Here is a 24776-nt window from a genome sequence, read left to right on the forward strand (position 1 = left end):
ACGGGGGACCGTCGGCTGGTCTCTACCACTGGGCGGAAGTCACCCTGATGGGGGTACGGCCGGGGCGCAAGGGACCGAAGTGGTCAGGAAGTTGGACTTCTCGCGGCCGGGCGGAGGACAAGGGCTCGTCAAGGGCGCGTCGCGCGCTCCAGCTCCAGGAGTACGGAGTAGTAGCCGCGGCCCGTCGTGTGGTCCATGCCGACCTCGCACATGCGGTTGGCCGAGAGGTGCGCGTCGTAGGGGCGAGACAGGACCTGTGCCGCCTCCTTGCGCGTGGCCGACTCCGTGAGCTCCTTGTGGAGCATGCCGCGGTCGCCCGCGAAGGCGCAGCAGCCGGCGTCGTCGGGGACGACCACCTCGTCCGCGCAGGCCTCGGCGACCGCCCGTAGCTGCGCCTCGTCGCCCAGGTGGTGCATGGAACAGGTGGGGTGCAGGACGGCCGAGCCGATCGTGCGGTGCACCGTCAGACGGGGGAGCAACTCGTCGGCCGCCCAGACGATGGAGTCGACGATCGTCAGCTCGCGGTGGAGCTCCCGGTTGTCGTCGGTCAGATAGGGCACGACCTCGTGCGCGATGCCCAGCGTGCAGGACGAGGCGTCGACGACCAGCGGCAGGCGCCCGCCGGCCGTCCATCCCCAGGCCGCCTCGACGATGCGGTTGGCCATGACCCGGTTACCGGCGTCGTACCCCTTGGAGTGCCAGATCGTCGCGCAGCACGTCCCCGCGACGTCGTCCGGAATCCACACCGGCCTGCCCGCGCGCGTGGAGACGGCGACCACGGCCTGGGGCAGGGAACGGTCCCCGGGGCCGCCGAAGATGCGGTTGACGCACGCCGGGTAGTAGACCGCAGAGGCGTCCGCACGTGTGGTGCGCGGCAGTCTGCGCGCGGCGGCCCCCGGGATCCGGGGCAGCCATTCGGGGACGAGGTCGGGGCGCACGGCCTTGCGGGCGGTGCGGGTCACCGCGGTCAGGAGCCGGTCGCTGATCCGGTCGGCGGCGGCCACGGCGAGCCGCGCGGATGCCTCGACGGCCTTGAAGTTCTTCGCGGCGAGCGCGGCCGTCCGCTCCTCGCGGGGCGAGTGCCGTGCGTGGCGGAAGTCCTTCATCAGGGCGCCGGTGTCGATGCCCACCGGGCAGGCGAGCTTGCAGGTCGAGTCGCCCGCGCAGGTGTCCACCGCGTCGTACCCGTACGCGTCGACGAGGTTGTCCTCGACCGGGGAGCCCGGGGACTGGCGCATCATCTCGCGGCGCAGCACGATGCGCTGGCGCGGGGTCGTGGTCAGGTCCTCGCTGGGGCAGGTCGGTTCGCAGAACCCGCACTCGATGCACGGGTCGGCGATCGGCTCCACCTTGGGGATGGTCTTGAGGCCGCGGAGGTGCGCCTGGGGATCGCGGTCGAGGACGATGCGCGGCGCGAGCACCCCGTCGGGGTCGATGACCTGCTTCGTGCGCCACATCAGGGCGGTCGCCTTGGGGCCCCATTCGAGCTCCAGGAACGGGGCGATGTTGCGGCCCGTGGCGTGCTCGGCCTTGAGGGAGCCGTCGAAGCGCTCGACGGTCAGGCGGCAGAACTCGTCCATGAAGGCGGCGTACCGCGCCACGTCGGAGGGGACGGCCGCGTCGAAGGCCAGCAGGAAGTGGAGGTTGCCGTGCGCCGCGTGGCCGGCTACGGCGGCGTCGAAGCCATGGCGCGTCTGGAGGTCCAGAAGCGCCTCGCACGCCTCGGCGAGCAGCCCCGGCGGGACCGCGAAGTCCTCGGTGATCAGCGTGGTCCCCGAGGGACGGGAGCCGCCGACGGCGGTGACGAACGCCTTGCGCGCCTTCCAGTAGCCGCCGATGGTCTTCGCGTCGCGCGTGAAGGTGTTGGTCACCGACGGGACGGGCGCGACCAGGTCGAGCCCTTCGAGGGCCTCGGCGGCGGCGCTCTCGTACGCCTCCTGACCTGCCTCGTCGGGAGCGCGGAACTCCACCAGGAGCGCGGCCGTCGACTTCGGCAGGTCGGCCCAGTCGGCGGGCACCCCCTGGACGCTGACCGACGCGCGCAGGGTGTTGCCGTCCATGAGCTCGACGGCGAGCGCGCCGGCGGCGTTGAACCGCGGCACCGCGGCGGCCGCCGCGGGCAGCGAGGGGAAGAACAACAGGGCCGTGGACGTGCGCCGGTCCAGCGGAAGCGTGTCGAAGACGATCTCCGAGATGAATCCGAAGGTGCCCTCCGACCCGACCATCAGGCCGCGCAGGATCTCCACCGGGGTCTGGCCGTCGAGGAACGCGTCGAGGCGGTAGCCGTTGGTGTTCTTGATCTCGTACTTGGCCCGGATGCGGGCCACCAGTTCCGGATCGGTCTCGATCTCGCGCCTGATCGCCAGGAGGCCCTCGCACAGGTCCGGCTCCGCGTGCGCCAGCTGCTCGTCGGCGTCCGGCTCCGCGGTGTCCACGACCGTCCCGGAGGGGAGGACGAAGGTCAGCGAGGCGACCGTGCGGTATGAATTACGGGTGGTGCCCGCGGTCATGCCCGAGGCGTTGTTCGCGACGACGCCGCCGACCGTGCAGGCGATGGCGCTCGCCGGGTCGGGGCCGAGGACCCGGCCGAACCGGGCGAGCGAGACGTTGGCCCGTACGACGGTCGTGCCGGGTCCGATGCGGGCCCGCTCGCCGTCGCCGACGACCTCGATGCCCGACCAGTGCTTGCGCACGTCGACGAGGATGTCCTCGCCCTGCGCCTGGCCGTTCAGCGAGGTGCCGGCCGCGCGGAAGACGACCTCGCGGCCCCTGCCGTGCGCGTACGACAGGACGGCCGACACGTCGTCGATGTCCTCGGGGACGACCACCACCTGCGGCACGAAGCGGTAGGGGCTGGCGTCCGACGCGTACCGCACCAGGTCCGAGATCTTCGTCAGGACCTTGTCGGCGCCGAGCAGCGAGGTCAGTTCGGAGCGCAGCGGCTCCGGGGTGCCGCCCGCCTGCCGGTCCGGCACGCGGTCGGGCGACGGGCCGTTCGCGCGGGAGGTGGGGCCGGGGCGCAGGGCCTCCGGCTCGGGCTCCAGCAGTGGCATGACCTCTCCTCGGCGGTTGCGGCGGTTGCGGTACCGGCGGTGTCGGCGGCGCCCGGCGGGCCGGTGGCGTCAGCAGCGGCGGACGTCCGGCACGTCGAACAGCGCGTTCAGCAGGACGCCCAGCTGTGCGCGCTGCTCGGCGTCCAATGGAGCCAGGATGTCCTCTGCGGCGGTCCGGCGCGCGCCGCGCAGCTCACCGAGGGCCTTCAGCCCGGCGTCGGTGAGCTCGATGCGGATCACCCGGCGGTTGGTGGGGTCGGGGACGCGGCGCACGAGATCCGCGGCCTCCAGGCCGTCGACCAGGGTGGTCACGGCGCGGGGCACGACTTCGAGGCGGTCGGCGAGGTCGGCCATGCGCGGCGGGGTCTCGTAGTGCGCGAGGGTGCGCAGCAGGCGGGACTGGGCGGGTGTGATGCCGATCGGCACCAGGTGCCGCTTCTGGATCCGCTGCAGCCTGCGGGTCAGCCGCAGCAACTGTTCGGCGAGCAGGCCGTCGGGGTCCGGGGTGTCCATGCGGGAACATTATCAGGACCTTGTGCATTGTGAGTATAGGTAACAGTGAGCTATGCTCCCTGAGTCATTGTCGTCCGAGATCCCGAAGGAGCCCATGCGCCACGACGAACCCACCTGGACGCCGCAGCCCTCGGCCTCCGGCGAGGAGCCGCAGCCGCGCCAGATGCGCCGCATCCTCCGCCTCTTCCGCCCCTACCGAGGCCGCCTCGCGATCGTGGGCCTGCTGGTCTGCGCCGCCTCGCTCGTCTCGGTCGCGACCCCGTTCCTGCTCAAGGAGATCCTCGACACCGCCCTGCCGCAGGGGCGCACCGGCCTGCTGAGCCTGCTCGCGCTCGGCATGATCGTCAGCGCGGTCGTCACCAGTGTCTTCGGTGTCCTGCAGACCCTGATCAGCACCTCCGTGGGCCAGCGCGTCATGCACGACCTGCGCACCGCCGTGTACGGGCGGCTGCAGAGCATGTCCCTGGCCTTCTTCACCCGCACCCGCACGGGCGAGGTCCAGTCCCGCATCGCCAACGACATCGGCGGCATGCAGGCGACGGTCACCTCCACCGCCACCTCCCTGGTCTCCAACCTCACGAGCGTCATCGCGACCGTCGTCGCCATGCTCGCCCTGGACTGGCGGCTCACCGTCGTCTCCCTGCTGCTGCTCCCGGTGTTCGTGTGGATCAGCCGCCGAGTCGGCCGCGAGCGCAAGCGGATCGCCACGCAGCGCCAGAAGCAGATGGCCGTGATGGCCGCGACGGTGACCGAGTCCCTCTCCGTGAGCGGCATCCTCCTCGGCCGCACGATGGGCCGAGCCGACTCCCTCACCAAGTCGTTCGCCGACGAGTCCGAGCAACTGGTCGACCTGGAGATCCGGTCGAACATGGCGGGCCGCTGGCGCATGGCCGTCATCACGATCGTCATGGCCGCCATGCCGGCCGTCATCTACTGGACCGCGGGCATCGCCTTCCAGGCGGGCGGCCCGACCGTCTCGATCGGCACGCTCGTCGCCTTCGTCTCGCTCCAGCAGGGCCTGTTCCGGCCCACCGTGAGCCTGCTCTCCACCGGCGTGCAGATGCAGACCTCCCTCGCGCTCTTCCAGCGCATCTTCGAGTACCTCGACCTGCCCATCGACATCACCGAGCCCGCGAAGCCGGTCCACCTGGACACCGTCAAGGGCGAGATCCGCTTCGAGGGCGTCGAGTTCCGCTACGACGAGAAGTCGGGCCCCACGCTCCAGGACATCGACCTCGCGATACCGGCGGGCGGCAGTCTCGCCGTGGTGGGTCCCACCGGCTCCGGCAAGTCGACCCTGAGTCATCTGGTGCCCCGGCTCTACGACGTCACGGGCGGCCGCGTCACCCTCGACGGGGTCGACGTGCGCGACCTCGACTTCGACACCCTCGCGCGCGCCGTCGGCGTGGTCTCCCAGGAGACGTACCTCTTCCACGCCTCGGTCGCGGACAACCTCCGCTTCGCCAAGCCCGACGCCACCGAGGAGGAGCTCGTCACCGCGGCCCGGGCCGCCCAGATCCACGACCACATCGCCTCCCTCCCCGACGGCTACGACACGGTCGTCGGCGAGCGCGGCCACCGCTTCTCCGGCGGCGAGAAGCAGCGCCTCGCCATCGCCCGCACCATCCTGCGCGACCCGCCGGTGCTCATCCTCGACGAGGCGACCAGCGCCCTGGACACCCGAACGGAGCGGGCCGTGCAGGAAGCCATCGACGCCCTGTCCGCGGGCCGGACCACCCTGACCATCGCCCACCGGCTCTCCACCGTCCGGGGAGCCGACCAGATCGTGGTCCTGGACCAGGGCCGTACCGCGGAGCGCGGCACCCACGAGGAGCTGTTGGCGTACGACGGCCGTTACGCCGCTCTCGTGCGCCGAGACGCCCAACTGGAGCCGACGACATGAAGATATGCCAGGAATATGACCATTTGCGGGTTACCGTGCCCGCATGCAGACCAAGACTCCGCGAAGGGGCACGATCCGACTGACGCGGCGGGGCCGGATCGCCCTGATCGCGATCGGGGCCGTCGCCGCGGCCACCGCCGTGACGGTGCCGCTGCTGCTTCCCGACGACGACGCACGACCCGAATCGCTGACCATCCCGGAGGGATGGCGCTCGGGTCAGGTGTACACGGCCGTGGACCAGGCCCTCGGGGTGCCCGCAGGCACCACGAAGAAGGCCCTCCCGAAGGCCGAACTCAAACTTCCCGGCGACGCCGGCGGCAATCCCGAGGGGTATCTGTTCCCGGCGACGTATCCGATCAGTTCCCAGTCGACTCCGGCATCCGTCCTGTCATACATGGTGAACACCGCGACCAAGAAGTTCGGCGGCGGTAAAGTCACGGCAGGTGCCGACCGCAATGCCGTGAACGTGTACCAGACCGTCACGATCGCGAGCATGATCGAGGCGGAGGCGGGCTCCAAGGAGGAGATGGGCAAGGTCGCCAGGGTCATCTACAACCGCCTCGACCAGGGCATGCCGCTGCAGATGGACTCCACCATCAACTACGCGCTCAACCGCTCCACGCTGGCCACCAGCGAACGCGACACGAAGATCAGCAGTCCGTACAACACCTATGCGCGCATGGGCCTGCCGCCCACGCCAATCGGCAACCCCGGCGAGGCGGCCATGCGTGCGGCGATCAACCCGACTCCCGGAAACTGGCTGTATTTCGTGACGGTCAAGCCGGGAGACACACGTTTCACGGCTAACTTTGAGGAACACCAGAAGAACGTAGGGGAGTTCAACAAGGGGAAGTAGCAAGGGGGCCCAGGGGGGTGTTCTCTCGCTCGCCGGGTCGGCTTCTCCTTGACCTCAACCGTGGTTCAGGTACAACGCTTTCCTCTGACCGTACCGATCAGTGTGCAGGAGGGGCCGATCATGCCCGCACCGATATCGTGCGCCTTTCCCGACGTCCGCCGTGCCGACGCCGGGACGATCCTCGTCAGTTCCTGGACGCTGCCGGTCCCAGGCGTCCAGAAGCAGGCCGCGGACCTCATGATCGAGGAGTGGGAACAGCAGGGACGCCCGGCCGGCATGCTCTCGCTCACGACCTTCCTCAGCGAGAACGGCCGCGAAGTCCTCAACTACGCGCAGTGGACGGACGACGACGCCCACCGTGCGTGGCGCAGTGCGGCACGCAGTTCCGAGGCCATGAGCAGGGTCGACCGGATGGTCCTGGGCATCGAGCGCCCCGGCGAGGTGCGTTACGCCCTCTACCGCAGCTACGAGTCCGCGGAGCGGGTGGACCGCGCCCCCGGCACGCTGGTCACCCCCACGTTCGAGACCGAGGGGCCGGAGAACCAGCGCGCCTTCGTCGACGGCGTCGTGGACATCCTGGAGCGGATCCGGCCACCGGGGCTGCTCGCGGCCCACTTCCACACCAGCAAGGACGGCCGCCGGGTGCTCAACCACGCGGAGTGGAGCGACATGTCGGCCTGGCGACGCTTCACCGAGGGCGGCGGCACCGTGGAACTCGGCCTGATGATCGACGCCCTGGAAGGTGTCACCCCGGCCCCCACCAGCCCCAGCGTGCCGCGCTACGTCCCGTACAAGAGCCTGGTGAACGTCGCCGCGCCCTGAGGAGCGCCCCCCCCACGGAAGTCTGAAGCCGCCGGCCGGGAGTCCCGGCCTCTTGTGCCGCGCAGAGCGGCACGAGAGGCTGTCCTGCGCTCAGCGCCGCACCACCGGCAACGACAGCACCGCGCACCGCACATGACCCGAGCCCACCCCTGGTCAACGAAAGGTTCAGGTGCACCGGGAATGAGAATGCGCTCCCGTCGGCGGCACGCAGCGGTGCTGCTGTCCGCCGTACTGACGGCCACCGGACTCCTCGGCGGCACGTCCGCCACCCATGCGGCATCGGGCGGACCCACCGCGAAACTGCGGCCGGCGAGCGGCTCCGAAACCGCCGTGCCCGACGGCTGGATCATCGTGCTGAAGGAGGCGGGTTCCGGGTCGGGAGCCGCCTCCTCCGACAGCGTGCCGGGCGTGGCGCGCGAGCTCGTCGGCCGGGCCGACGGCGCGCGGCTCGGGCATGTGTACCGGGCGGCGCTGCACGGCTTCTCCGCACGGATGAACCGTGCGCAGGCGGCCAGGCTGGCCGCCGACCCCCGCGTCGCGTACGTGCGGCAGGACACCCGGGTCCGGATCGAGGCCCCGCGGGAGACCGCTGCCCGGGCCGGTACCGTCGGCGCCGCGCCGCGTGACCAGACCCAGCCCGGCGCGCCCTGGGGACTCGACCGCATCGACCAGCGGCGCCTTCCGCTGTCCACCACGTACACGTACCGCACCACCGCCCCGGGTGTGAGCGTGTACGTCATCGACACCGGGCTGCGGACCACGCACACCGAGTTCGGCGGCCGTGCCTCCGTCGGGACCGACACCGTCGGCGACGGACAGAACGGCAACGACTGCAACGGCCACGGCACCCACGTGGGCGGCATCGCCGCGGGCAAGACGTACGGGGTGGCCAAGCAGGCGCGCCTGGTGGCCGTGCGCGTCCTCGACTGCCAGGGCTCGGGCACCACCTCGGGGGTCGTCGCGGGCGTCGACTGGGTCACCGCGAAGGCGGCGAAGCCCGCGGTCGCCAACATGAGCCTCGGCGGCGCCGCCAGCGAGGTCCTCGACAACGCGGTGCGGCGCTCCATCCGCTCCGGCGTCACCTACACCGTCTCGGCGGGCAGCTCCGGCCAGGCGGGCGGCGCCTGCACGACCTCTCCCTCGCGGGTCGCCGAGACGATCGGTGTCGGTGCGAGCGACCGGAGCGACCGGCGGGCGTCCTCCTCCAACCACGGGACCTGTGTGTCCCTCTTCGCGCCCGGCGTGCAGATCCCCTCGGCCTGGAAGGACAGTGACACCGCGACGGCCACGCTCAGCGGCACGTCGATGGCCACCGGGCACGCGGCCGGTGCCGCCGCCCTGCACCTCGGTTTCCGTCCCGCGGACACCCCGGCCCAGGTCAAGCGGGCCCTCGTCGACAACGCCACCACGGGCGTCCTGCAAGGCACCCCGCCGGTCGCACCCGACCGGCTGCTCTACACCCTGTACCTGCCCTGACGCCGGCCGGGGCGCCGGGGGCGGGTCACACCGAGACCGGCGCCCCCGCGAGGAGCCGTCGGATGTCGCGCACCGCCGCGCGGCCCGCGCGGTTGGCGCCGATCGTGCTGGCCGAAGGCCCGTACCCCACCAGGTGGACGCGCGGGTCCGCGGCGGCCCGGGTGCCTTCGATGCGGATGCCACCGCCCGTCTCACGCAGCCGCAGCGGTGCCAGGTGTTCGATCGCCGGGCGGAATCCCGTCGCCCAGAGGATGACGTCGGCGTCGACGCCGCGGCCGTCGTCCCACTCGACGCCGGACGGTGTGATCCGGTCGAACATCGGCAGCCGGTCGAGGACGCCGTCGGCCCGCGCCCGGCGGATCGCGTCGTTCACAGGCAGGCCCGTCACGGAGACCACGCTCTGCGGCGGGAGTCCCTGGCGCACGCGGTCCTCGACCATGGCGACCGCGGCGCGCCCCCAGTCCTCGTCGAACGGACCCTCGCGGAACACCGGCGGCCGCCGGGTGACCCAGGTGGTCGCGGCCGCGTACGGGGCGATCTCCATGAGGTGCTGCGTGCCGGAGGCGCCGCCGCCCACGACGACGACCCGCTGCCCCGCGAACGCCTCGGGACCCGGGTAGATCGCCGTGTGCAACTGCCGTCCCCGGAACGTCTCCTGGCCCGGGTAGCGCGGCCAGAACGGCCGGTCCCAGGTGCCCGTCGCATTGATCAGAGCCCGCGATGACCAGGTGCCCGCCGACGTCTCGACGAGCAGTCGTCCGCCGTCGCCCTCGCGGACCTCGTGCACGTCGACGGGCCGCCGTACGCGCAGGTCGAAGCGGTGCTCGTACTCCTCGAAGTACTCCGCGACGACCTCCGACGACGGGCGGGCCGGGTCCGCGCCCGTCAGCTCCATCCCGGGGAGCGCGTGCATGCCGTGGACCTTGCCGTACGTCAGGGAGGGCCAGCGGAACTGCCACGCGCCGCCGGGCCGGGGCGCGTGGTCGAGGACCACGAAGTCCCGGCCCGGCTCCGAGCCGGTCCGCCGCAGGTGGTAGGCGCTGGACAGGCCTGCCTGCCCCGCGCCGATGACGACCACGTCCACGTCCTGCACCGCCGCTGTGGCGGCCGCGTCTCGTACCCCGATGTCGTTCACGTTTCTACCAACCGTGTCAGGGCTGGAGATCTTCCCGAGCCGGGCAGGCGGACCTGCCCGGAATCGCGGGTCGTCAGCGCCCGCCGCCCACCAGCAGCGGAGCGCCGCCCGGCGCGGAGGCCGGCCGGCCGTTCGCCGCGGGCACACCGGATACCGGCGACGCGGGGATCCTCGGCAGCAGCCCGCGCGCGGCCAGATCGGGGATGACGCCCTCGCCGAACCAGTACGCCTCCTCCAGGTGCGGATAGCCGGACAGCACGAAGTGCTCGACGCCGAGCGCGTGATACTCCTCGATCCGGTCGGCGACATCGGCATGGCTGCCGACCAGGGCCGTGCCCGCGCCACCCCGCACGAGGCCGACGCCGGCCCACAGGTTCGGTGAGATCTCCAGCTTGTCGCGGGAGCCGCCGTGCAGCGCGAGCATCCGCTGCTGGCCCACCGACTCGCTGCGCCCGAGAGCCTCCTGGGCGGCGGCGATGGTGTCCGGATCGAGGTCGTCGAGCAGCCGGTTCGCCGTCGTCCACGCCTCGGCGGCCGAGTCGCGGGAGATGGTGTGCAGCCGGATGCCGAACCGGACCGTGCGACCCTCCTTCTCCGCGAGTCCGCGTATCCAGTCGATCTTCTGCTTGACCTGCTCCGGCGGTTCGCCCCACGTCAGATACACATCCGAGTGCCGCGCCGCGACCGGGCCCGCCGCAGGGGACGAGCCCCCGAAGAAGATCTCCGGCAGCGGGTCCGGCGGGAGCGCCGTCAGCCCGCCCTCGACCTGGAAGTGCTCGCCGTCGAAGTCGTACGGCTTGCCGCCCCACACCCCTCGTACGACCGAGAGGAATTCGTCGGTGCGCGCGTAGCGGCGGTCGTGGTCCAGGTGGTCGCCGAAGCGGCGCTGCTCGGTCGAGTCGCCGCCCGTCACCACGTTGAGCAGCAGCCGGCCGCGGGTGATGCGCTGGTACGTCGCCGCCATCTGCGCGGCGAGCACCGGGGAGATGACGCCGGGACGGAAGGCGACGAGGAACTTCAGGCGCTCGGTGTGCTGGGCGAGCGCGACCGTCGTCAGCCAGGCGTCCTCGCACCACGTCCCGGTCGGCGTGAGGACTGCCTCGAAGCCCAACTGCTCGGCGGCCTTGGCGATCTGGGCCAGGTACTCGATGTCGGGGGCGCGCACGCCGCTCACCGGGGTGACCCGCGAGCGGGTGATGCCGCCGTCGGTGTAGGCGTGCCGGTCGACGAGGGTGCGGCCGTCGCCGCCGGTCGGCAGGAACCAGTGCAGGTGGACGGTCATGGTCAGGACTCCTTGCGGTACGTGCGGGGCTTGGTGGAGGAGGGCGGCAGATCGCCGTTGAAGCGGGTGTCGACGAAGTCGCCGAAGTCGATGCGGCGCGGGATGAGCTTCAAGTCGGTGAAGGTGTCCGCGATCTCCTGCTCGGAGGCGATCACGTTCTTGTCCACGGCCACCGGAACCCGGGTGCCGTTGGTGCGCTTGACCGCGTCGAGTGCGACCTCGTACGGCAGCCCCGTGTCCTTCGCCCAGACCTTCGCCCAGGCCTCGGGGTGCTTGAAGACCCAGTCCTGCGCCCTGCGCAGCCGCTCCAGATAGTCGGAGATCGCGGCGGCCTTCTTCTTGTCCTTCAGCGCGCCGGGCGCCGCCGCCTGGAAGGCGAGGCCGTTCACCACTCCGTCGCCGTCGGTCAGGACGCGGCCCTTCTTGCCGCGCAGGACCTGCGAGGTGTACGGGTCCCAGACGGCCCAGGCGTCCACCTTGCCGCTGGTGAACGCGGCGAGCGCGTCGGCCGGCTGGAGGTACTTGACCTTGACGTCCTTGAAGCCGAGCCCGGCCTTCTTCAGCGACGCGATCAGCTGGAAGTGCGCCGACGAGCCCTGCGCCACGGCGACGGACTTGCCCTTGAGCTGCTCGGGCCTCTTCAGGGGCGAGTCCTCGGGCACGAGGATCGCCTCGCCGTCCGCCGTCCCGTGGGTCGCGGCGACCACGGAGATCTTCGAGCCCGCCCCTGCCGCGAAGACGGGCGGGGTGTTGCCGATGCCGCCGACGTCGACGGCCTTGGCGTTGATGGCCTCCAGGAGCGGGGGGCCGGAGGTGAAGGTCGACCAGCGGATCTTGTAGTCGAGGTCGTCGAGCTCACCGGCCGCGCGCAGCACGGCCTCCGAACCGCCCTTCTGGTCCCCGACGTTGAGGGTCAGCGACCCCTTGCCGTCGGTACCGCCGCCGCCCCCGATCGAGGTACCGGCGGAGGAGGTGCCGGAGCAGGCGGCGAGGGCCAGGGCCAGGGGGAGCAACAGGACGGCGGGCGTGAGGCGTGGTCGTCGCATGACGGTTCCGTTCGGTTCGATCGGGTCGAGCGGTGGGTGAGGTGAGGTGGAGTGCGGGGCCGGGGACGGTTGTTCAGGCGGCGGAGGCTTCGGCGGATGCGTCGACGCCGAGCCGCTGGAGGAGCTCCGCGCGGATCTCGCCGAAGCGCGGGTCGGAGATGCCGCGCGGACGCTCCAGGTCGATCTCCGTCTCGTACGCGATGACGCCGTCGTCCATGACGAGCACCCGGTCGGCGAGGAGGACCGCCTCCTCGACGTCGTGTGTCACGAGGAGGACCGCGCAGCCGCGCCGCTGCCAGAGCTCGTCCACGAGCCGCTGCGCCTTGATGCGGGTGAGCGCGTCGAGAGCGCCGAACGGCTCGTCGAGCAGCAGCAGATCGGGCTCGCGCACCAGGGCGCGGGCCAGCGATGCGCGCTGGGCCTCGCCGCCGGAGAGCGTCTTGGGCCACGCGTTGGTGCGGTGCTTCAGGCCCACCTCGGTCAGCGCCTGCTCCGCGACGTCCCGGTCGGGCTTGCCCGGCAGGCCGAGGAGCACATTGCGCCACACCCGCTTCCACGGCATGAGACGGGGGGCCTGGAACGCGACGGCCTTGCGGCGCGGCACGAGGACCGTGCCCTCGATGTCGCGGTCGAGGCCGGCGAGGATGCGCAGCAGCGTCGACTTGCCGCAGCCGCTGCGGCCCAGGAGCGCCACGAACTCGCCCGGACGCACGTCCAGGTGGAGGTTGTCGATGACGGCCCGTCCGTCGAAGCTGCGGGTCAGTCCGTCGACCCGGACGGCGGCCGGCGCGGTGGCCCCGGCGGGGGGCGCGGTCGGGGTCACCGGCCGGTGAACGTCGGTCGCCATTGCAGCAGCAGCCTTTCGAGGGTACGGACGACGAAGTCGGCGGTCAGACCGAGGAAGGCGTAGACGACCAGGCAGACGACGATCACGTCGGTGCGCAGGAAGTCGCGGGCCTGGACCATGAGGAAGCCGATGCCGGAGTCGGCGTTGACCTGCTCGGCGAAGACGAGGGCGAGCCAGGAGATGCCCAGCGAGTAGCGCAGTCCCGTCATCGCTCCGGGCAGCGCGCCGGGCAGGATGACGTGCCGCACGAGCCCCCACCGCGACAGGCCGAGCGACTCGCCGGCCTCGATCAACTGGGCGTCGACGCCCCGGATTCCGGCGTACACGTTCAGGTAGAGCGGGAAGGAGACGCCGAGCGTGATGATGGCGATCTTCGGGGCCTCGCCGATGCCGAACCAGATGATGAACAGCGGGATCAGGCCGACGAACGGCACGGTCCTGAGCATCTGGACACTCGCGTCCACGAGGTCCTCGCCGATGCGGAAGAGCCCGGAGACGAGCGCGAGACCCGTGCCGACCACGGTCCCGAACAGCAGCCCGAGCGCGACGCGCTGCAGCGAGACGCCCATGGCGTTCTGCAGGGAGCCGTCCCCGATGAGATCACCGGCGACGCGGGCGATGGTGCCGGGGGAGGCCAGCACGTCACTGGTCAGTACGCCGGTGGCGCTGAGGATCTGCCAGAGCGCGAGCAGCGCGAGGGGTCCCGAGGTGCGCCGCAGCCAGCGGGGGACGCGTGCGCGCCGGCTGGAGGAGGGGACGAGAGCGACGAGTTCGGGCCCGGTTCCTGGCTCCGGTCCTACGCCGGACTGCTCGGACCCAGATGTGGAGATACCCGATATGTCGGGTGACGAGGTGTGCGGTGGGGCATGGCTGATGCTCATGGCGCTCCATGGCGGGAGGGGCGGGAGAGGCGAGGGGCGCCGGTGAGGGCGGGCGGGCCGGGTGACGCTCGGGCGTGAGTGCGGGCGGACACACGCATCGAACCTGTGCACAGGCCCGCTGGTCAGGCCTGCCGATCAGGAGTGCGTGCGCCTGCGGATACGCGGGAACGGCACCGGGCGGCTACCGGCCATACCGGCCGTACCGGGAGAGAGGGAGAACCTGAAGCGGGTGAAAGGGCGTCAGCAGCCGCGGCGACACGCGGAAGAGGCCACCCGCAGCAGGTCGATGTGACCGCGCGTGGTGAGCAGAGCTGAACGCAACATGCCGCTGAACGTAGCCAGGTCGTCCACGCACGGTCAATGGCGTCTCGAAAGGCGGACTGCCGGTATCAAGGATTGGGCGACGGAGTGGGGGAGGATGGGGGTATGTCCGATGCGTTCACCACCCGAGTCCTGCGGATCGCCACCGGTTCGACCGAGGCGGTCGTCGACCTCACCTCCGACTGCGAGGCCTTCCTGCGTGAAGCGGCGAGCGGCCGTGACGGCCTCCTCAACGTCTTCGTCCCGCACGCCACGGCGGGCATCGCCGTCCTGGAGACGGGGGCGGGCAGCGACGACGACCTGCTCGCCGCGCTGCACACCCTGCTCCCCGCGGACGACCGCTGGCAGCACCGCCACGGCAGCCCGGGACACGGCCGCGACCACGTCCTGCCCGCCCTGGTCCCGCCGCACGCGACCCTGCCGGTCGTCGGCGGCAGCCTGGAGCTGGGCACGTGGCAGTCGGTGTGCCTGGTCGACACCAACGTCGACAACCCGAACCGTCAGGTCCGGCTGAGTTTCCTGGGGTGATCCCGATCGCCCTGCGCGTGGCCGTGAAGTCTCCCTACCTCGTGAGCCCGAAACGGAGGGGTATTGGGATGACGGCAGGGAGCGCCGACAGGCGCAGTCGACGGTTGCTACCCGCGTGTGTTGGGATCCTCCTCGCCCGTATCCCTGCCGACAGAAAGTTCCTGCAGAACTACATTAAGTGGAGCTGCCAGCCATCCGTTACGTTCCCCCGTGGCGATGCTCACGCCTTTCACCGGAGGCACGACTGCGATGTTGGATCTCTCGCGCAGAGCATTGACATGCCGCATCATCACGTCGCTCTCCCACCCGCCAGGGGGCAATGCAGGTGCGACGACGATGGGGGACGTTGTGCAATGCAGAGCCAGAAGCGCCGGGGTGTCAGCCACGCCGAGTGCCAGCCGGGCGATGAAATTCATCGTGGCTGGATAAACGAGAACCGAGTCCGCCCACATCCACCACTCGACATGCTTGGCCTGTGCCGCATCTTCGCCTCCTCCCCATACGTCGTGGTGGATTTCCCTGCCCGAAAGGGCGCCGACCGCTTCGGTACTGACAAACTGACTGGCCGACCGGGTGACCACCACTTTGATATCCAGATCCGGGTACCAGGACCCGAGCCAGATCAGGTGGCTCGGCAGATATGCCGCACTGATTGATCCGGTCGCAATGAGCAGCATCCGCTTCGTCCGCAGGGCCTTCGGGCGAGACTCTGTCCGGCCGCTGTCACTCGCTCGCATGGTGCCCACACTCCTCGGAACTTCAGGTATGACAACAGATCTGGCTCACTGCGGCTCAGCCGGGGGCCACGGGCGTGGGGTGAGCGGCCTGGAACGCGGCGCTGAACTCCTGGGGTGTGATCGCCTCGGAAGCCAGGGAGAAGTAGAGGTCGGCGAGCTCCGGAGAGTCGGCCAGCAGGCTTACGAAGGGCAGTTCGGTATCGCTGAGTTCCAGATCGGCGACGATCAGGGCATCGTGATAGCCGGGCTGTGCACGGGTCACCAGCGTGTCGGCGTATTCAGTCAGCGTCTGATCCGGGGGGCCGGCCGAGGCGAGGTGATCGGCGAGTAGCTGGGCCTGTCGGAACGCGTCCGTGATGCCCCAAGCCGTGACCGAATCCTTGTGCACCGCGGCGTCGCCCACCAGCGCCCAGCCCGGGCCCGAGGCTTGCCGAATGAAATTCCGCTGGTCGCCCGTGCCATAGATGCGTTCGGTCATCTCGGCGGAGTGCAGCCGTTCGTAGAGCTCGCCGTGGTGCTCGCGAATGGTGTCCAGGTAGACCTCCAACGGCTGTTGGCGGGCCCGGGCAAACTCCGCCTGGCGCAAATAGCAAGCAACCAGTGTGGCGTCGTTGGTTCCGATCGAGCCGATCAACGCACCGTCTGCCTTGGTCAGTGCCAGCAGGTTATCGGTCGGCAGATCCCAGAAAGTGTAGTAGACACAGGTCTTGGAAGCGGCACTGGCCAGCGTTTCGGCTCGGACCTGGCGCGCGACCTGTGAGTGCATTCCGTCCGCGCCGACTATCAGTGGGGCCCGCTCACTCACCCAGTTGCCGCTGGCGGTGCGGCAGCGAACGCCGTTCGCCCGTCCCTCGGCGAACAGGACTTCGCTGACCGCCGTGGAGTCCCGAAACTCCACTCCGTCCGCCACTGCGGCCTCCACCAACAGCTGGTCCAGCAGGTGGCGACGTGGCGCGTAGTTCCATTGCTGGCCGCGTACCGGACGGCTCGCCCCGGACACCGTGATCCCGCCGACCCGGTACACCGTTCGCGCCGATGCCGGGCAGCCGGTGGCGCGCAGCCGGTCCAGCAGCCCCCAATCGGCGAGCATCGCCACACCGGGCAGCTGAATGTGCGAGGTGGACAGGGTGTCCTTCGGAAAGGCCGCCCGTTCCAGGAGCAGCACGCGTCGTCCCTGCCGGGCGAGCAGCATGGCGGTGGTGGCGCCGGCACAGCGAGCGCCGACCACGATCGCGTCATAGCCGCTCATCGGACGCGTGGTGCGGGGCGCCCGACCAGCACGCTGCCCAGGTGCCGGCCGACGGCATCCGGTGTTCGCACCAGGCCTGCCCTGGTGTCGAGGACCGTCTGGTACCCGGCCTCGCCGAGCGCCGTGCGGACCATCTGCGCACCCCGGCCGACCTGCATCAGCAGTGCCCCGAATTCAGCCCCGGCCGCAGCCACATCACCGAACCAGAGCAGTGCCACGGAGATCTGTGCCGTGCGGAACCCGTCCAGCTGTGTGGCCGAGTCGGGGAGCGGGGCGTCTTCGCCCGGTACGTAGAGCCCGGGGAGCATGGCCTCGTCGTGCAGAACACCGATCAGCACCCGGAGGCGTGGCCCGAATTGCTCGTTCGCCCACCGCCCACACGCGTCCAGGGCTTCTCGTAGCTCCTGCCGGGAGAGTTCACCAGGTTCGGAAACCTCTGCTGGCCCGGGCTCGGTTGTCCCGAGTGGCGGGGGACCGAGCCGCAGTGCCGAGTAGTAGAGATCCGCTTCAGTCGCCAGGGGCATGCTCAACCTCCTTGTACACGCCGACCACGGCGGCCGGCACCTCCTGATCCGCCCTCAGCTCCAGCAGCTCGCGCAGGGCGGGATCACACTGCGTGGTCACGTGAAGCCGGCAGCCCACGGCTGCCTCTTGCAACTGAGCCAGGGCCACTCCGGTCTCCAAGTGGGCGAGCCGGTGGACCTCAGCGCCTCGGTCCGGGAAGCGCCGCACCGGCGCGGCAACAAGCACCACCACTGCATCCGGTTCTCCCGGCAGGCCGAGTGGTACTGGCGTGGCGCTCGCCCGGGTGGCCACCAGCTGACCGGAATCCGGGTCATAGAGGTGTACCGGGAGGTCCGTCCCCGGTACACCCAGGACGTAGACGTCCACCTCCTCGGTGGGCGTCGGCTCGGTCAGCAACGACCGCAGGTACTGTGGCAGTCGATCCAGGGAGAGCTTCGGCGAGGCCTCGTACTGGGCTGCGATCCGGGAAGTCGTCCTTCTAGCGCCGCCCGGCAGCACGGCCCAGGGCGACCAGGCCGTGGCCCATTCATAGTGAGCGGCGACTCGACCGTCCGTCTCGGGAACCTCCGGGAAGCATTCCGCACAGCCCGGATCCGGACCGAGTACCAGTGTCTCCTCGCGCAGATCGGCCAATGTCACGCGCACCACCCTGCTGACGGTGACCGGCGGTGTGATCATGCTCAGCAGCGCCAGCACCTCCGCACAGATCAGCCCGGCGGCCAGTTCCACGGCATGAGTGGGCAGCTCCCCCCGTCCTGCGGGCTCCGAGGCCGACGACCAGCAGCCCGGGCAGGGGGTCCAGCGTGGGTGGAAGAAGGGGCCGAGCTCCAGCCGTTCGCTGTCTCCGGAGAAACGGAGCACCGGCGTGCCCCGTCGCCACAGCTCGGTCGCCAGCGCGGCGAACTCCGCGGGCTCCCGCTCACAGAGCACGACCACTTGCTGCGGCCCGACCGGGGGAGTGGTCGCCCCCACGGCACCGGTCACGCCGCTCTCCCGCAAGCAGGAGAGCACCGCCTCGGCGAGCGGGACGGACCCCACCACGGTGACCTGGGCGTGCGCAAGCACCGCGGCGACCGCACGAGTCTCGCGATGGCGCTTGGTCAGCGAGAGGCTGCGGGAGAGATACGCGTCTGCCGCGGGGGTGATTGCCGGGTCGGTTCCGTCCGGCGTGATCCACTCGACCAGTCCGCCCTGGTCCAGCAGCCGAAGAGCCCGGGCAACCTCGGGCGAGCGAGCTCCGGTGGCTGTGGCCAGAGCGTCGATGTCGTGCTCGCCGTCCAGTCTCGCAAACAGCTGCGGCAGGAGCTTGGTGGCTGCCACGCCGGTGAAGACCTGGCGTTTGGCCACTCCCTCGACCACCAGCCGGTCCGCGCGCTGGACCACTGCGAGGCCGCGGACCAATCGGGCACGGCGCTCGACGCCGAGACCCGCCCCGGTGGCCGCCGGCGCGCTCATCGTCCGGTCCCGGCGCCGGTGAGGGCCGGCACTTGAAGTGACCGTGCCACGTTCAGGACCGTTCCGTCGGCGCCCATCCGGTCCTGTTGTCCGCACCGTGGACAGCCGTGGCAGCCCAGGGTCCGGTGTCTGGCGATCCGGTTCCCGACGATATTGGCGGACAGCACCAGTCCGGGCTCGCGGAGGCGGAGGGCCTGCTGTGCAAGGCCGACCGCCAGCCGGACGTGGTGAGGCAAGTGTCCCGCGACGCCGAGCTCCGGGTCGGTGGCGTACGCCTCGGTCATCATCTGGACGGTGTCGGAGGTCTCCCGGTGTTGCGCCCGGCGGGCCAGGTAGCACTGGTGACACGGCCCCTCGGGCGGCTCCAGCCACGGACCGACCACCACCCAAGGGTGCTCGAACACCACCGGCAGCCACGGTCGGCCGACGGCGAAGGCGGCCTCGTCGACGCGCTCGGAGATCTCATCCAGCGGCCGCCAGAGCGCCACCACCACGACATCGGGCGGGTCGGGCAGTGGCTGGTCGGCCCTGAGCACCTCGGTGGCCAGAGGCACGGCGCCGAGTTCGCTGCAGAAGCGTTCGCGCACCGCCTCTCCGAAGTCTCCGACGCCGGCCACACCGATACGGTCCGGCTGTATGCCTTGAGCCATGGGTCTGCTTCCTCCTTTGAATCCACTGGACGCCGCTCGGCGTTCACCGATCGAGCGGGATGCCCAACACGAACTCCCCGACGGACGACTCCTCAAGGGGGCTGAGCTCGGTGATCCGGGCGAACGCCGCCGAGTCACCGGCGCCGACCGCACAGCCGCCCAGTCCCATCGCGGTCGCTGCCAGATACATGGCCTGGTAGAACACACCGACGTTCTTCAAGGTGGCTGCGTAGCTCAGGCCGCGGTACTTCCAGGACAGCCGGTTGAAGCGCGAGGCAAGGGTGACCACGACCTGGGGGACCGACGTCGCTCCGATGCCCTTGCAAGCGTTGGCGACCAGTTCCAGCACCGCCTCACGGTCGGGCGTGACCAGCGTCAGCCCGTGCGCTACCGGCTCGTAGTGATACACGCCGGGCGGGAGCCCCCGGCATCGGGTGACCGACAGGTAGAGCTCCAAGTCGTGGCTGGCCCCGGCCGATGGGACAGGCCGATCCGTACGGGCGTAGGGCGTGGCCTCCTCGGCCGGCCCCTGGGCACGCGCCCGGGCGACGCGATACAGGAACTCGCCGAGCTGCTCCTGTGTCAGCCAGTCGGTTCTGAAGCGCCGCACCGAGTGCCGGTCCTCCGCCACCTCGGCGAATGACGGATCGGACTTACGCAGCAGGTTCAGGTCCGGCCGTGGCAGCTCGATCAGCGGCCCTCGGACCTGCTTCACCGCGGGGAGCGGCTGGAAGCGGTCGCGGAACGGGTAGAGCGCCCCGACAGCTGCGTCCGACAGCCCTCCGCGGCTGTGCCAGTGAAGCAGGACGTCGTGGAACTCCCGCTGGGCCGGTACCGGGTCGACGTCCTCCTCCAGCCTGCCGTCTTCATCCACCGGACAGGTCACCCCGGTGGCGACGAGTAGTTCGAGCAGCTCCAGAGCCACCGTGCCGGGCAGTTGGGCCCTGGCGCACAGCTCGCCGATGGACCGCGGCTCGGCCAGACGCACCAGCATCGCAGCGGACTCCGGGTCGGCGATGACCAGGCGTGTGTGTGCGGTCAGCGATTCGACCACGAGCTCGTCGTTCAGACGGCGCAGGCAAGCGAATCGGGAGAGCTGTATGCGCTGAACGGGCCGCTGCGGGACTCGCGTGATGGTGGAAAGCTCACTGGTGCCAGTGACCCGCAGCAGCTCCCGCTCACCATCGGCGCATCGCAGGTTCAGCACTCCCTGCCTCAGCAGCGTCGCCAACTCCCGCTGCAGAGACTCGCCGTCCTGGGATGCCAGATGGGCCAGCTCCGCGTCGCTCCGCACCTCGGTGGCCAGCGAGAGCAGCGCCTCGGCGACCGGAGCGGACGGGCGCAGTGTCCTGGACCGACCGTCCGGAGTGGTCAGCAGCAGGGCGCAGTCCGGTTCCTCGTCCGCCGACCGCATGCTGGTCCCCGTGGCCAGGCACCAGGTGATCACTGCTGCGCTCCACCTGGGTCCACGCCTCTTACGCGAACGGTTGTGGCCATTGGTTCTGTTCCTCCTCGGGAAGCGAAGCGAAGCCCATGCGCAGCGGTGCCTCCGTCAGCCGCGGATGGGCCCGAAACTGCGCCAGCGGCTCCAGCGACATGGGTTGCAGCTCTGGGACGACGACGGCGACCGCCGTCAACCCCGCTGCCCGCAACTCCCGGCAGGTGCGGTCCACCACCACCGCTTGCATGTCGGCGTCGGCCAGGCGCTCCAGCAACTCCTCCAACGCAGCCTTGGGGTCCACGGGGAGTGCGGGGGCGCCGGCGGAGGGGTGGCGGTCGGCCAGGCCGTCCGTCAGGAAGGCGAAGGCATCGGCATACTCCGGTCGGCACATCATCTGCGCGCCTTCCAGGAACGTGAAGTCGCCGTAATCGGTGGGGAGTTCCTCGTCGGGCCGATAGCAGTCGCGGAGCGTGAGCAGCTCCATCAGGCAGCGCTCGGCAGCCTCACCGAGGCTTCGGCCGGCGCCCGCCGCGACCATCTGCCGAATGCTGTCGTCATGGGGGGAGACCTGCAACGCGTAGACCACGGGCACCCCCAGGTCCGTGGTGGCGTCGAAGAGCTGGGTTGGCAGGAACCGCCGCTCGCACCAGTCCAGCAGCTCGTGGACGCTGGAGGAGAGAACGGCGGGATCCACGGGTGGCAGCGGTAGCTTCTGCAGCCAGGTGAGGGCGATCGAGTCTCGCTCGAACACCTCCATCAAACCGTTGAGCACCGCCTCGTAGGGGTCGGTGTGGACCGATTGTCCAGTCGAGATCTGATAGACGAATCTCTCGGCGGCTTCAACCTGGAAGCCGTAGCAGGCCATCACGGTGGGAACCCAGATGTCCCGGCCGGTCATCAGGTCGACGCCGGGGGTCCAGTGGATCGGGGTGGCGGGATCGTAGGGACGAACCCGGCAGCGCGGATGGGAGTACTCGCGGTCAGAGCACCGGGGCACGCGTGTCATGTCGAGCGCTGGGCCCTCGAGTTCGTCCAACGTGGCCAGCCGCGGCTGTTCGTGCACCAATCGGCTCGCGTAGCGCTCGGCGGCCTCGGCGGTGGCGACCACGTAAGAAAGGTACTCGTCGTCGAGGACCCGACCGGCGCCCGAGGCACCGAACGAGCCCTTCGCGGTCACCCCCGGCGTCCCGCTTCCCACGCTCGCTATTGCCATGGCCAAGCGGTTCAGCCCGCGGAGTCCGGGCACGGGGCGGGTCGCGGAGACGAGCCCGACAGGGGAGACCAGCGTCGCCAGAGGAGACTCGCGGAAGCGTTCTTCCGCGAGACCGACCGGGCTGTTGCCAGAGGTGATGGCCATATCTCCTGTCCTTGTGAACGCGCTGAGTTGGACGGGCGAGCCCGAGCGGGCTCGCCCGATGAATCAGTTGGGACCTGCCATGTCAGCGAGCCTTTGCCGACCCATCAACCAGGTCGGCAAAGCCTCGGCAACGTGGAATCAGCAGCCGGATACGCCACTGGCGCACGGGGGCGGGCCGCAGATCATGAAGGCACCACCCTGCTCGTAGACACCGTCGACGAGCAGTTCCCAGTCCGTGCTCTCCTCCTCTGACAGTTCCAGATCCAGACTCTCGTCTTCTTCTACATTTACCGGCAACTCATCCTCCTTTTGGGACGAAGAAAGGATGCGGACTGGCCGGCGAAATCGGCCCAGGACCGATTAATTCCCGAGAAGAGAGAGCCGATCAACCCGCAGCCGAACGGTTCCTCAGTGAACTATGCGTCGGAGAGCTCGTCAATGGAGGCACAAAAGAACGCACTGCGGAATCAACCCTTCCGAGAGCAGGCGTTGCTGTCTGTGGCGGCGAGGTGTTCAACTGGTGCATATATTCAGTTGAACACCTGCTCCTTGTTGGCCTGGTTCGACATGTGTTAAACACGTTGTCGATGTCCGCGCAGTCTCTGCAGGGCACGTTGCACCAGCTCCGCGGATTTCCGGGGCCTTTCTTCCGGCCCGATGCCGAATGGAGAATCGAGTTGCGCAAGACATTTGAGGTAGTGGATGACTTCTACAGGGATCCGGTGGCCGTGCGAGAGCGCGCCGTGTGCGGCACGTGGACGGCCCCGGGGGGCGAGTCTCGCCTGCCTGCCGGGGCGTGGCAGGCGTCTGTTGCCGACAGCGAGGCCGTCGACCGGATCCGCGGATTGGTGACGACGGGAGATCCGGCCACTGCAGGGGCAGCTGTGGAGACGTACTTCGCCTTGTTGCCGGTTGAGGCACCTGCCGAGAGCATTGCCAGCCCCACCGGTGCCGCTTGGACGGTACTGGTGTGGTTGAACCTTCCGGAGGACTGCTGTGGTGGACTCTCCTTCCGCCGCGAGGGCAAGGAAGGTGCCGCGATGCAACAGACCGCATTCATCGAGGCGAAGTTCAACCGTGCGGTGATCTTTGCCGCGGGGAGCGGGCCACACCTGGACGGACCCGGTTTCGGTGCGGGTCCGGAGACGGCAAGGCTTACCCAGTGGCTGCATCTGACGGCGGACCCCATACGGTTGGAGGAGCGTCATGCGTAGCAAAGTGATCGTGGTCGATGATTTCTACTCGAACCCGGATGCGATCAGGGAGCGAGCCCTCCTGTCGAAGTTCGGGGACCTCAATCCGGTCGATTATCCCGGATACGCAAGCCGACTGGCCATTGATGCGAGCTCCCTGCGCCGCCGTTTTTCGGAGCTCGTCGGCGGTGAGGTCTATGTGGACAAAGCCAGATTGACCTGGGGTGGCTTCCGATACATCACTGCAGAATCAGGTGTCAACGCCAAGGCGCACGCGGATATTACGGCTATTGACTGGGCGGGCATGGTCTACCTCACTCCGGATGCGCCGATGAGTGCCGGAACGGGCTTCTACCGGCACAAGGAGACAGGCCTTGTGGCGCCTCCGACGGATCGTCAAGCCCGCACGCTCGGCTTCTGTGACGCGGCTGAGTTCGACGCCCGCGTCGCGAGTCGTGACAAGGCGGACCTGTCCAAATGGGAGCTGGTCGGGCAGGTCGGGCCGGTCTACAACCGGCTGGTGCTCTTCAGGGGATGCGAGTTGTACCACGCGCCACTCGGCGGATGCGGGGACAGCCCCGAGACCGCCAGGCTCACCCACAACTTCTTCTTCACCGTGATCCCAGACCCCGGAACGCCGGCGTACCCGGTCCCGGGTCGACCGACAGCGATCGATTCTGAGGAGGAAGCGTGGCGGACCAACCTGCCAGTCGCACACTGATTGAGGTAGCGCTACGGGCCTGTGGTGCGGATCCAGCCGTGGACGACCATTGGCTGGTCCCCACGGATGCGGTGGAGCTCGGCCTGCACGGACCTGATGGCACGGTACGGCGAGCTGTGGACAGCGGATCGCTCCACCGGACCTGTGAGGACCTTTCGCGTACAGGGAAGGAATTGCGCACACTCGTGGTCGCCCAGTTGTCGGCGGACGGTACCGGGCGAGCGCGGTGGATCGTCGATGGCTGGAGCATGCTGCGCGCTCACGGGGACGGTGCAGATCTGAGAGGGGCGCACTTGCGGGGAGCGAATCTGCGAGGGGCGCGCCTGCGCCGGTGCGACTTGTCAGAAGCCGACTTGACCGGCGCGGATCTGGAGAAGGCAGACCTGACAGGGGCCGTGCTGACTGGCGCGGGCCTTGCTGGTGCCAGCTTCTTCAATGCCTGTCTGAGCGGCGCAGACCTCACGGAGGCGGAGTTGCGTCGGACGGACATGCGGCATGCGGATCTGCGGGGGTCCACTTGCTCACGAGCCGCGTTGCGCGGGCTCGATCTGTGGGGTGGCTTTACCCGGAATGTGGACTTCTCGGCGGCTTTCACCGAGGGTGTGGAGCTCGATCGGGCATGGGCCTGAGGGTGTCGCACGCCGAGCTGTTGAAGGTATCTGCCCAATAGACGGTTGCGGGGGCCCACAGGTGTTTTCCGACTCCCCCGGAACGGTCTCTCTTTTTTTGTAAAGTGGGACCGCTTTTGTCGGCAAAACCCCACTCTCCGAGGAAACCCTCCCCCC

The 24776-nt window shown here is 69.7% G+C and carries 24 protein-coding genes; 8 read left to right on the forward strand and 16 right to left on the reverse strand.

The annotated features are described in order from the left end of the window. Nucleotides 1-128: 128 nt before the first annotated feature. Together ACZ592_RS02935 and ACZ592_RS02940 are read right to left on the reverse strand one after the other, a co-directional pair. Nucleotides 129-3053, reverse strand: a complete 2925-nt coding sequence (locus ACZ592_RS02935; protein WP_471579707.1) for an FAD-binding and (Fe-S)-binding domain-containing protein — start codon at nt 3051-3053, stop codon at nt 129-131. 69 nt (nt 3054-3122) lie between these two features. Continuing rightward, nucleotides 3123-3566, reverse strand: coding sequence for a MarR family winged helix-turn-helix transcriptional regulator (locus ACZ592_RS02940; RefSeq protein WP_471579708.1), 444 nt, complete (start codon nt 3564-3566; stop codon nt 3123-3125). Nucleotides 3567-3660: 94 nt separating this feature from the next. Here ACZ592_RS02940 and ACZ592_RS02945 point away from each other — a divergent pair, with 94 nt between their 5' ends. The 4 genes from ACZ592_RS02945 to ACZ592_RS02960 all read left to right on the forward strand — a co-directional run bounded on the left by ACZ592_RS02945 (nt 3661) and on the right by ACZ592_RS02960 (nt 8623). After that, nucleotides 3661-5469, forward strand: coding sequence for an ABC transporter ATP-binding protein (locus ACZ592_RS02945; RefSeq protein ID WP_471579709.1), 1809 nt, complete (start codon nt 3661-3663; stop codon nt 5467-5469). 43 nt (nt 5470-5512) lie between these two features. Further along, on the forward strand, nt 5513-6325 hold the full coding sequence (gene mltG / locus ACZ592_RS02950) for an endolytic transglycosylase MltG (protein ID WP_471579710.1): 813 nt from the start codon (nt 5513-5515) through the stop codon (nt 6323-6325). Between the two features lie 120 nt (nt 6326-6445). Then, nucleotides 6446-7147, forward strand: a complete 702-nt coding sequence (locus tag ACZ592_RS02955; RefSeq protein ID WP_471579711.1) for an antibiotic biosynthesis monooxygenase — start codon at nt 6446-6448, stop codon at nt 7145-7147. A 186-nt stretch (nt 7148-7333) separates the two neighbouring features. After that, entirely contained in the window at nt 7334-8623 is a 1290-nt protein-coding gene (locus ACZ592_RS02960; RefSeq protein ID WP_471579712.1) for a S8 family peptidase, read from the forward strand. Nucleotides 8624-8648: 25 nt separating this feature from the next. Here the strand turns inward: ACZ592_RS02960 and ACZ592_RS02965 are convergent, their stop codons facing one another. The 6 genes from ACZ592_RS02965 to ACZ592_RS02990 all read right to left on the reverse strand — a co-directional run bounded on the left by ACZ592_RS02965 (nt 8649) and on the right by ACZ592_RS02990 (nt 14138). Next, a complete protein-coding gene (locus ACZ592_RS02965) occupies nt 8649-9758 on the reverse strand; it encodes an FAD-dependent oxidoreductase (protein ID WP_471579713.1) in 1110 nt (369 codons plus the stop codon). Nucleotides 9759-9831: 73 nt separating this feature from the next. Then, a complete protein-coding gene (locus tag ACZ592_RS02970) occupies nt 9832-11040 on the reverse strand; it encodes an LLM class flavin-dependent oxidoreductase (protein ID WP_471579714.1) in 1209 nt (402 codons plus the stop codon). A gap of 2 nt (nt 11041-11042) precedes the next feature. Beyond that, nucleotides 11043-12086 (reverse strand): ABC transporter substrate-binding protein, encoded by a 1044-nt coding sequence (locus tag ACZ592_RS02975; RefSeq protein ID WP_471579715.1) that lies wholly within the window; start codon nt 12084-12086, stop codon nt 11043-11045. Nucleotides 12087-12159: 73 nt separating this feature from the next. Continuing rightward, complete coding sequence (locus ACZ592_RS02980) at nt 12160-12933, reverse strand: ABC transporter ATP-binding protein (protein WP_471579716.1); 774 nt, start codon at nt 12931-12933, stop codon at nt 12160-12162. Continuing rightward, nucleotides 12906-13814, reverse strand: coding sequence for an ABC transporter permease (locus tag ACZ592_RS02985; protein WP_471579717.1), 909 nt, complete (start codon nt 13812-13814; stop codon nt 12906-12908). The genes ACZ592_RS02980 and ACZ592_RS02985 overlap by 28 nt, the downstream gene beginning before the upstream one ends. Nucleotides 13815-14054: 240 nt before the next feature. Then, a complete protein-coding gene (locus ACZ592_RS02990) occupies nt 14055-14138 on the reverse strand; it encodes a putative leader peptide (RefSeq protein WP_355809829.1) in 84 nt (27 codons plus the stop codon). Between the two features lie 102 nt (nt 14139-14240). Between ACZ592_RS02990 and ACZ592_RS02995 the strand changes: the two genes are divergently transcribed. After that, nucleotides 14241-14663 carry a YjbQ family protein gene (locus ACZ592_RS02995; protein ID WP_471579718.1) on the forward strand — a complete coding sequence of 141 codons (423 nt, stop codon included), beginning with the start codon at nt 14241-14243 and terminating at the stop codon, nt 14661-14663. Between the two features lie 107 nt (nt 14664-14770). On the opposite strand, the gene ACZ592_RS03000 is transcribed toward ACZ592_RS02995, so the two are convergent. From ACZ592_RS03000 to ACZ592_RS03035, 8 genes are all read right to left on the reverse strand, one after another. Then, complete coding sequence (locus ACZ592_RS03000) at nt 14771-15400, reverse strand: flavoprotein (protein WP_471579719.1); 630 nt, start codon at nt 15398-15400, stop codon at nt 14771-14773. Nucleotides 15401-15455: 55 nt separating this feature from the next. Next, nucleotides 15456-16649, reverse strand: a complete 1194-nt coding sequence (locus ACZ592_RS03005; RefSeq protein ID WP_471579720.1) for an NAD(P)/FAD-dependent oxidoreductase — start codon at nt 16647-16649, stop codon at nt 15456-15458. Then, nucleotides 16646-16987 carry a hypothetical protein gene (locus ACZ592_RS03010; RefSeq protein ID WP_471579721.1) on the reverse strand — a complete coding sequence of 114 codons (342 nt, stop codon included), beginning with the start codon at nt 16985-16987 and terminating at the stop codon, nt 16646-16648. Before ACZ592_RS03010 ends, ACZ592_RS03005 begins: the two co-directional genes overlap by 4 nt. Before the next feature lie 169 nt (nt 16988-17156). Next, nucleotides 17157-18629 carry a nitroreductase family protein gene (locus ACZ592_RS03015; RefSeq protein ID WP_471579722.1) on the reverse strand — a complete coding sequence of 491 codons (1473 nt, stop codon included), beginning with the start codon at nt 18627-18629 and terminating at the stop codon, nt 17157-17159. Next, nucleotides 18626-19279: a TOMM precursor leader peptide-binding protein gene (locus ACZ592_RS03020; RefSeq protein ID WP_471579723.1), complete on the reverse strand. Its 654-nt coding sequence runs from the start codon at nt 19277-19279 to the stop codon at nt 18626-18628. The genes ACZ592_RS03015 and ACZ592_RS03020 overlap by 4 nt, the downstream gene beginning before the upstream one ends. Nucleotides 19280-19322: 43 nt before the next feature. Continuing rightward, nucleotides 19323-20726 (reverse strand): SagB/ThcOx family dehydrogenase, encoded by a 1404-nt coding sequence (locus tag ACZ592_RS03025; protein WP_471579724.1) that lies wholly within the window; start codon nt 20724-20726, stop codon nt 19323-19325. Nucleotides 20727-20754: 28 nt separating this feature from the next. Then, nucleotides 20755-22077, reverse strand: a complete 1323-nt coding sequence (locus tag ACZ592_RS03030; protein WP_471579725.1) for a YcaO-like family protein — start codon at nt 22075-22077, stop codon at nt 20755-20757. Between the two features lie 138 nt (nt 22078-22215). After that, a complete protein-coding gene (locus ACZ592_RS03035) occupies nt 22216-22374 on the reverse strand; it encodes a hypothetical protein (protein WP_471579726.1) in 159 nt (52 codons plus the stop codon). A gap of 290 nt (nt 22375-22664) precedes the next feature. On the opposite strand from ACZ592_RS03035, the gene ACZ592_RS03040 reads away from it, so the two are divergent. The 3 genes from ACZ592_RS03040 to ACZ592_RS03050 all read left to right on the forward strand — a co-directional run bounded on the left by ACZ592_RS03040 (nt 22665) and on the right by ACZ592_RS03050 (nt 24620). After that, nucleotides 22665-23291 (forward strand): hypothetical protein, encoded by a 627-nt coding sequence (locus tag ACZ592_RS03040; RefSeq protein WP_471579727.1) that lies wholly within the window; start codon nt 22665-22667, stop codon nt 23289-23291. After that, entirely contained in the window at nt 23284-23991 is a 708-nt protein-coding gene (locus tag ACZ592_RS03045) for a DUF6445 family protein (protein ID WP_471579728.1), read from the forward strand. Before ACZ592_RS03040 ends, ACZ592_RS03045 begins: the two co-directional genes overlap by 8 nt. Nucleotides 23992-24239: 248 nt before the next feature. Next, the gene (locus tag ACZ592_RS03050) at nt 24240-24620 is read left to right on the forward strand and encodes a pentapeptide repeat-containing protein (protein ID WP_471580001.1); all 381 of its coding nucleotides are present in this window, start codon (nt 24240-24242) and stop codon (nt 24618-24620) included. The last annotated feature ends 156 nt before the right edge of the window (nt 24621-24776 follow it).

Source organism: Streptomyces sp. NPDC040622, from assembly GCF_055593965.1.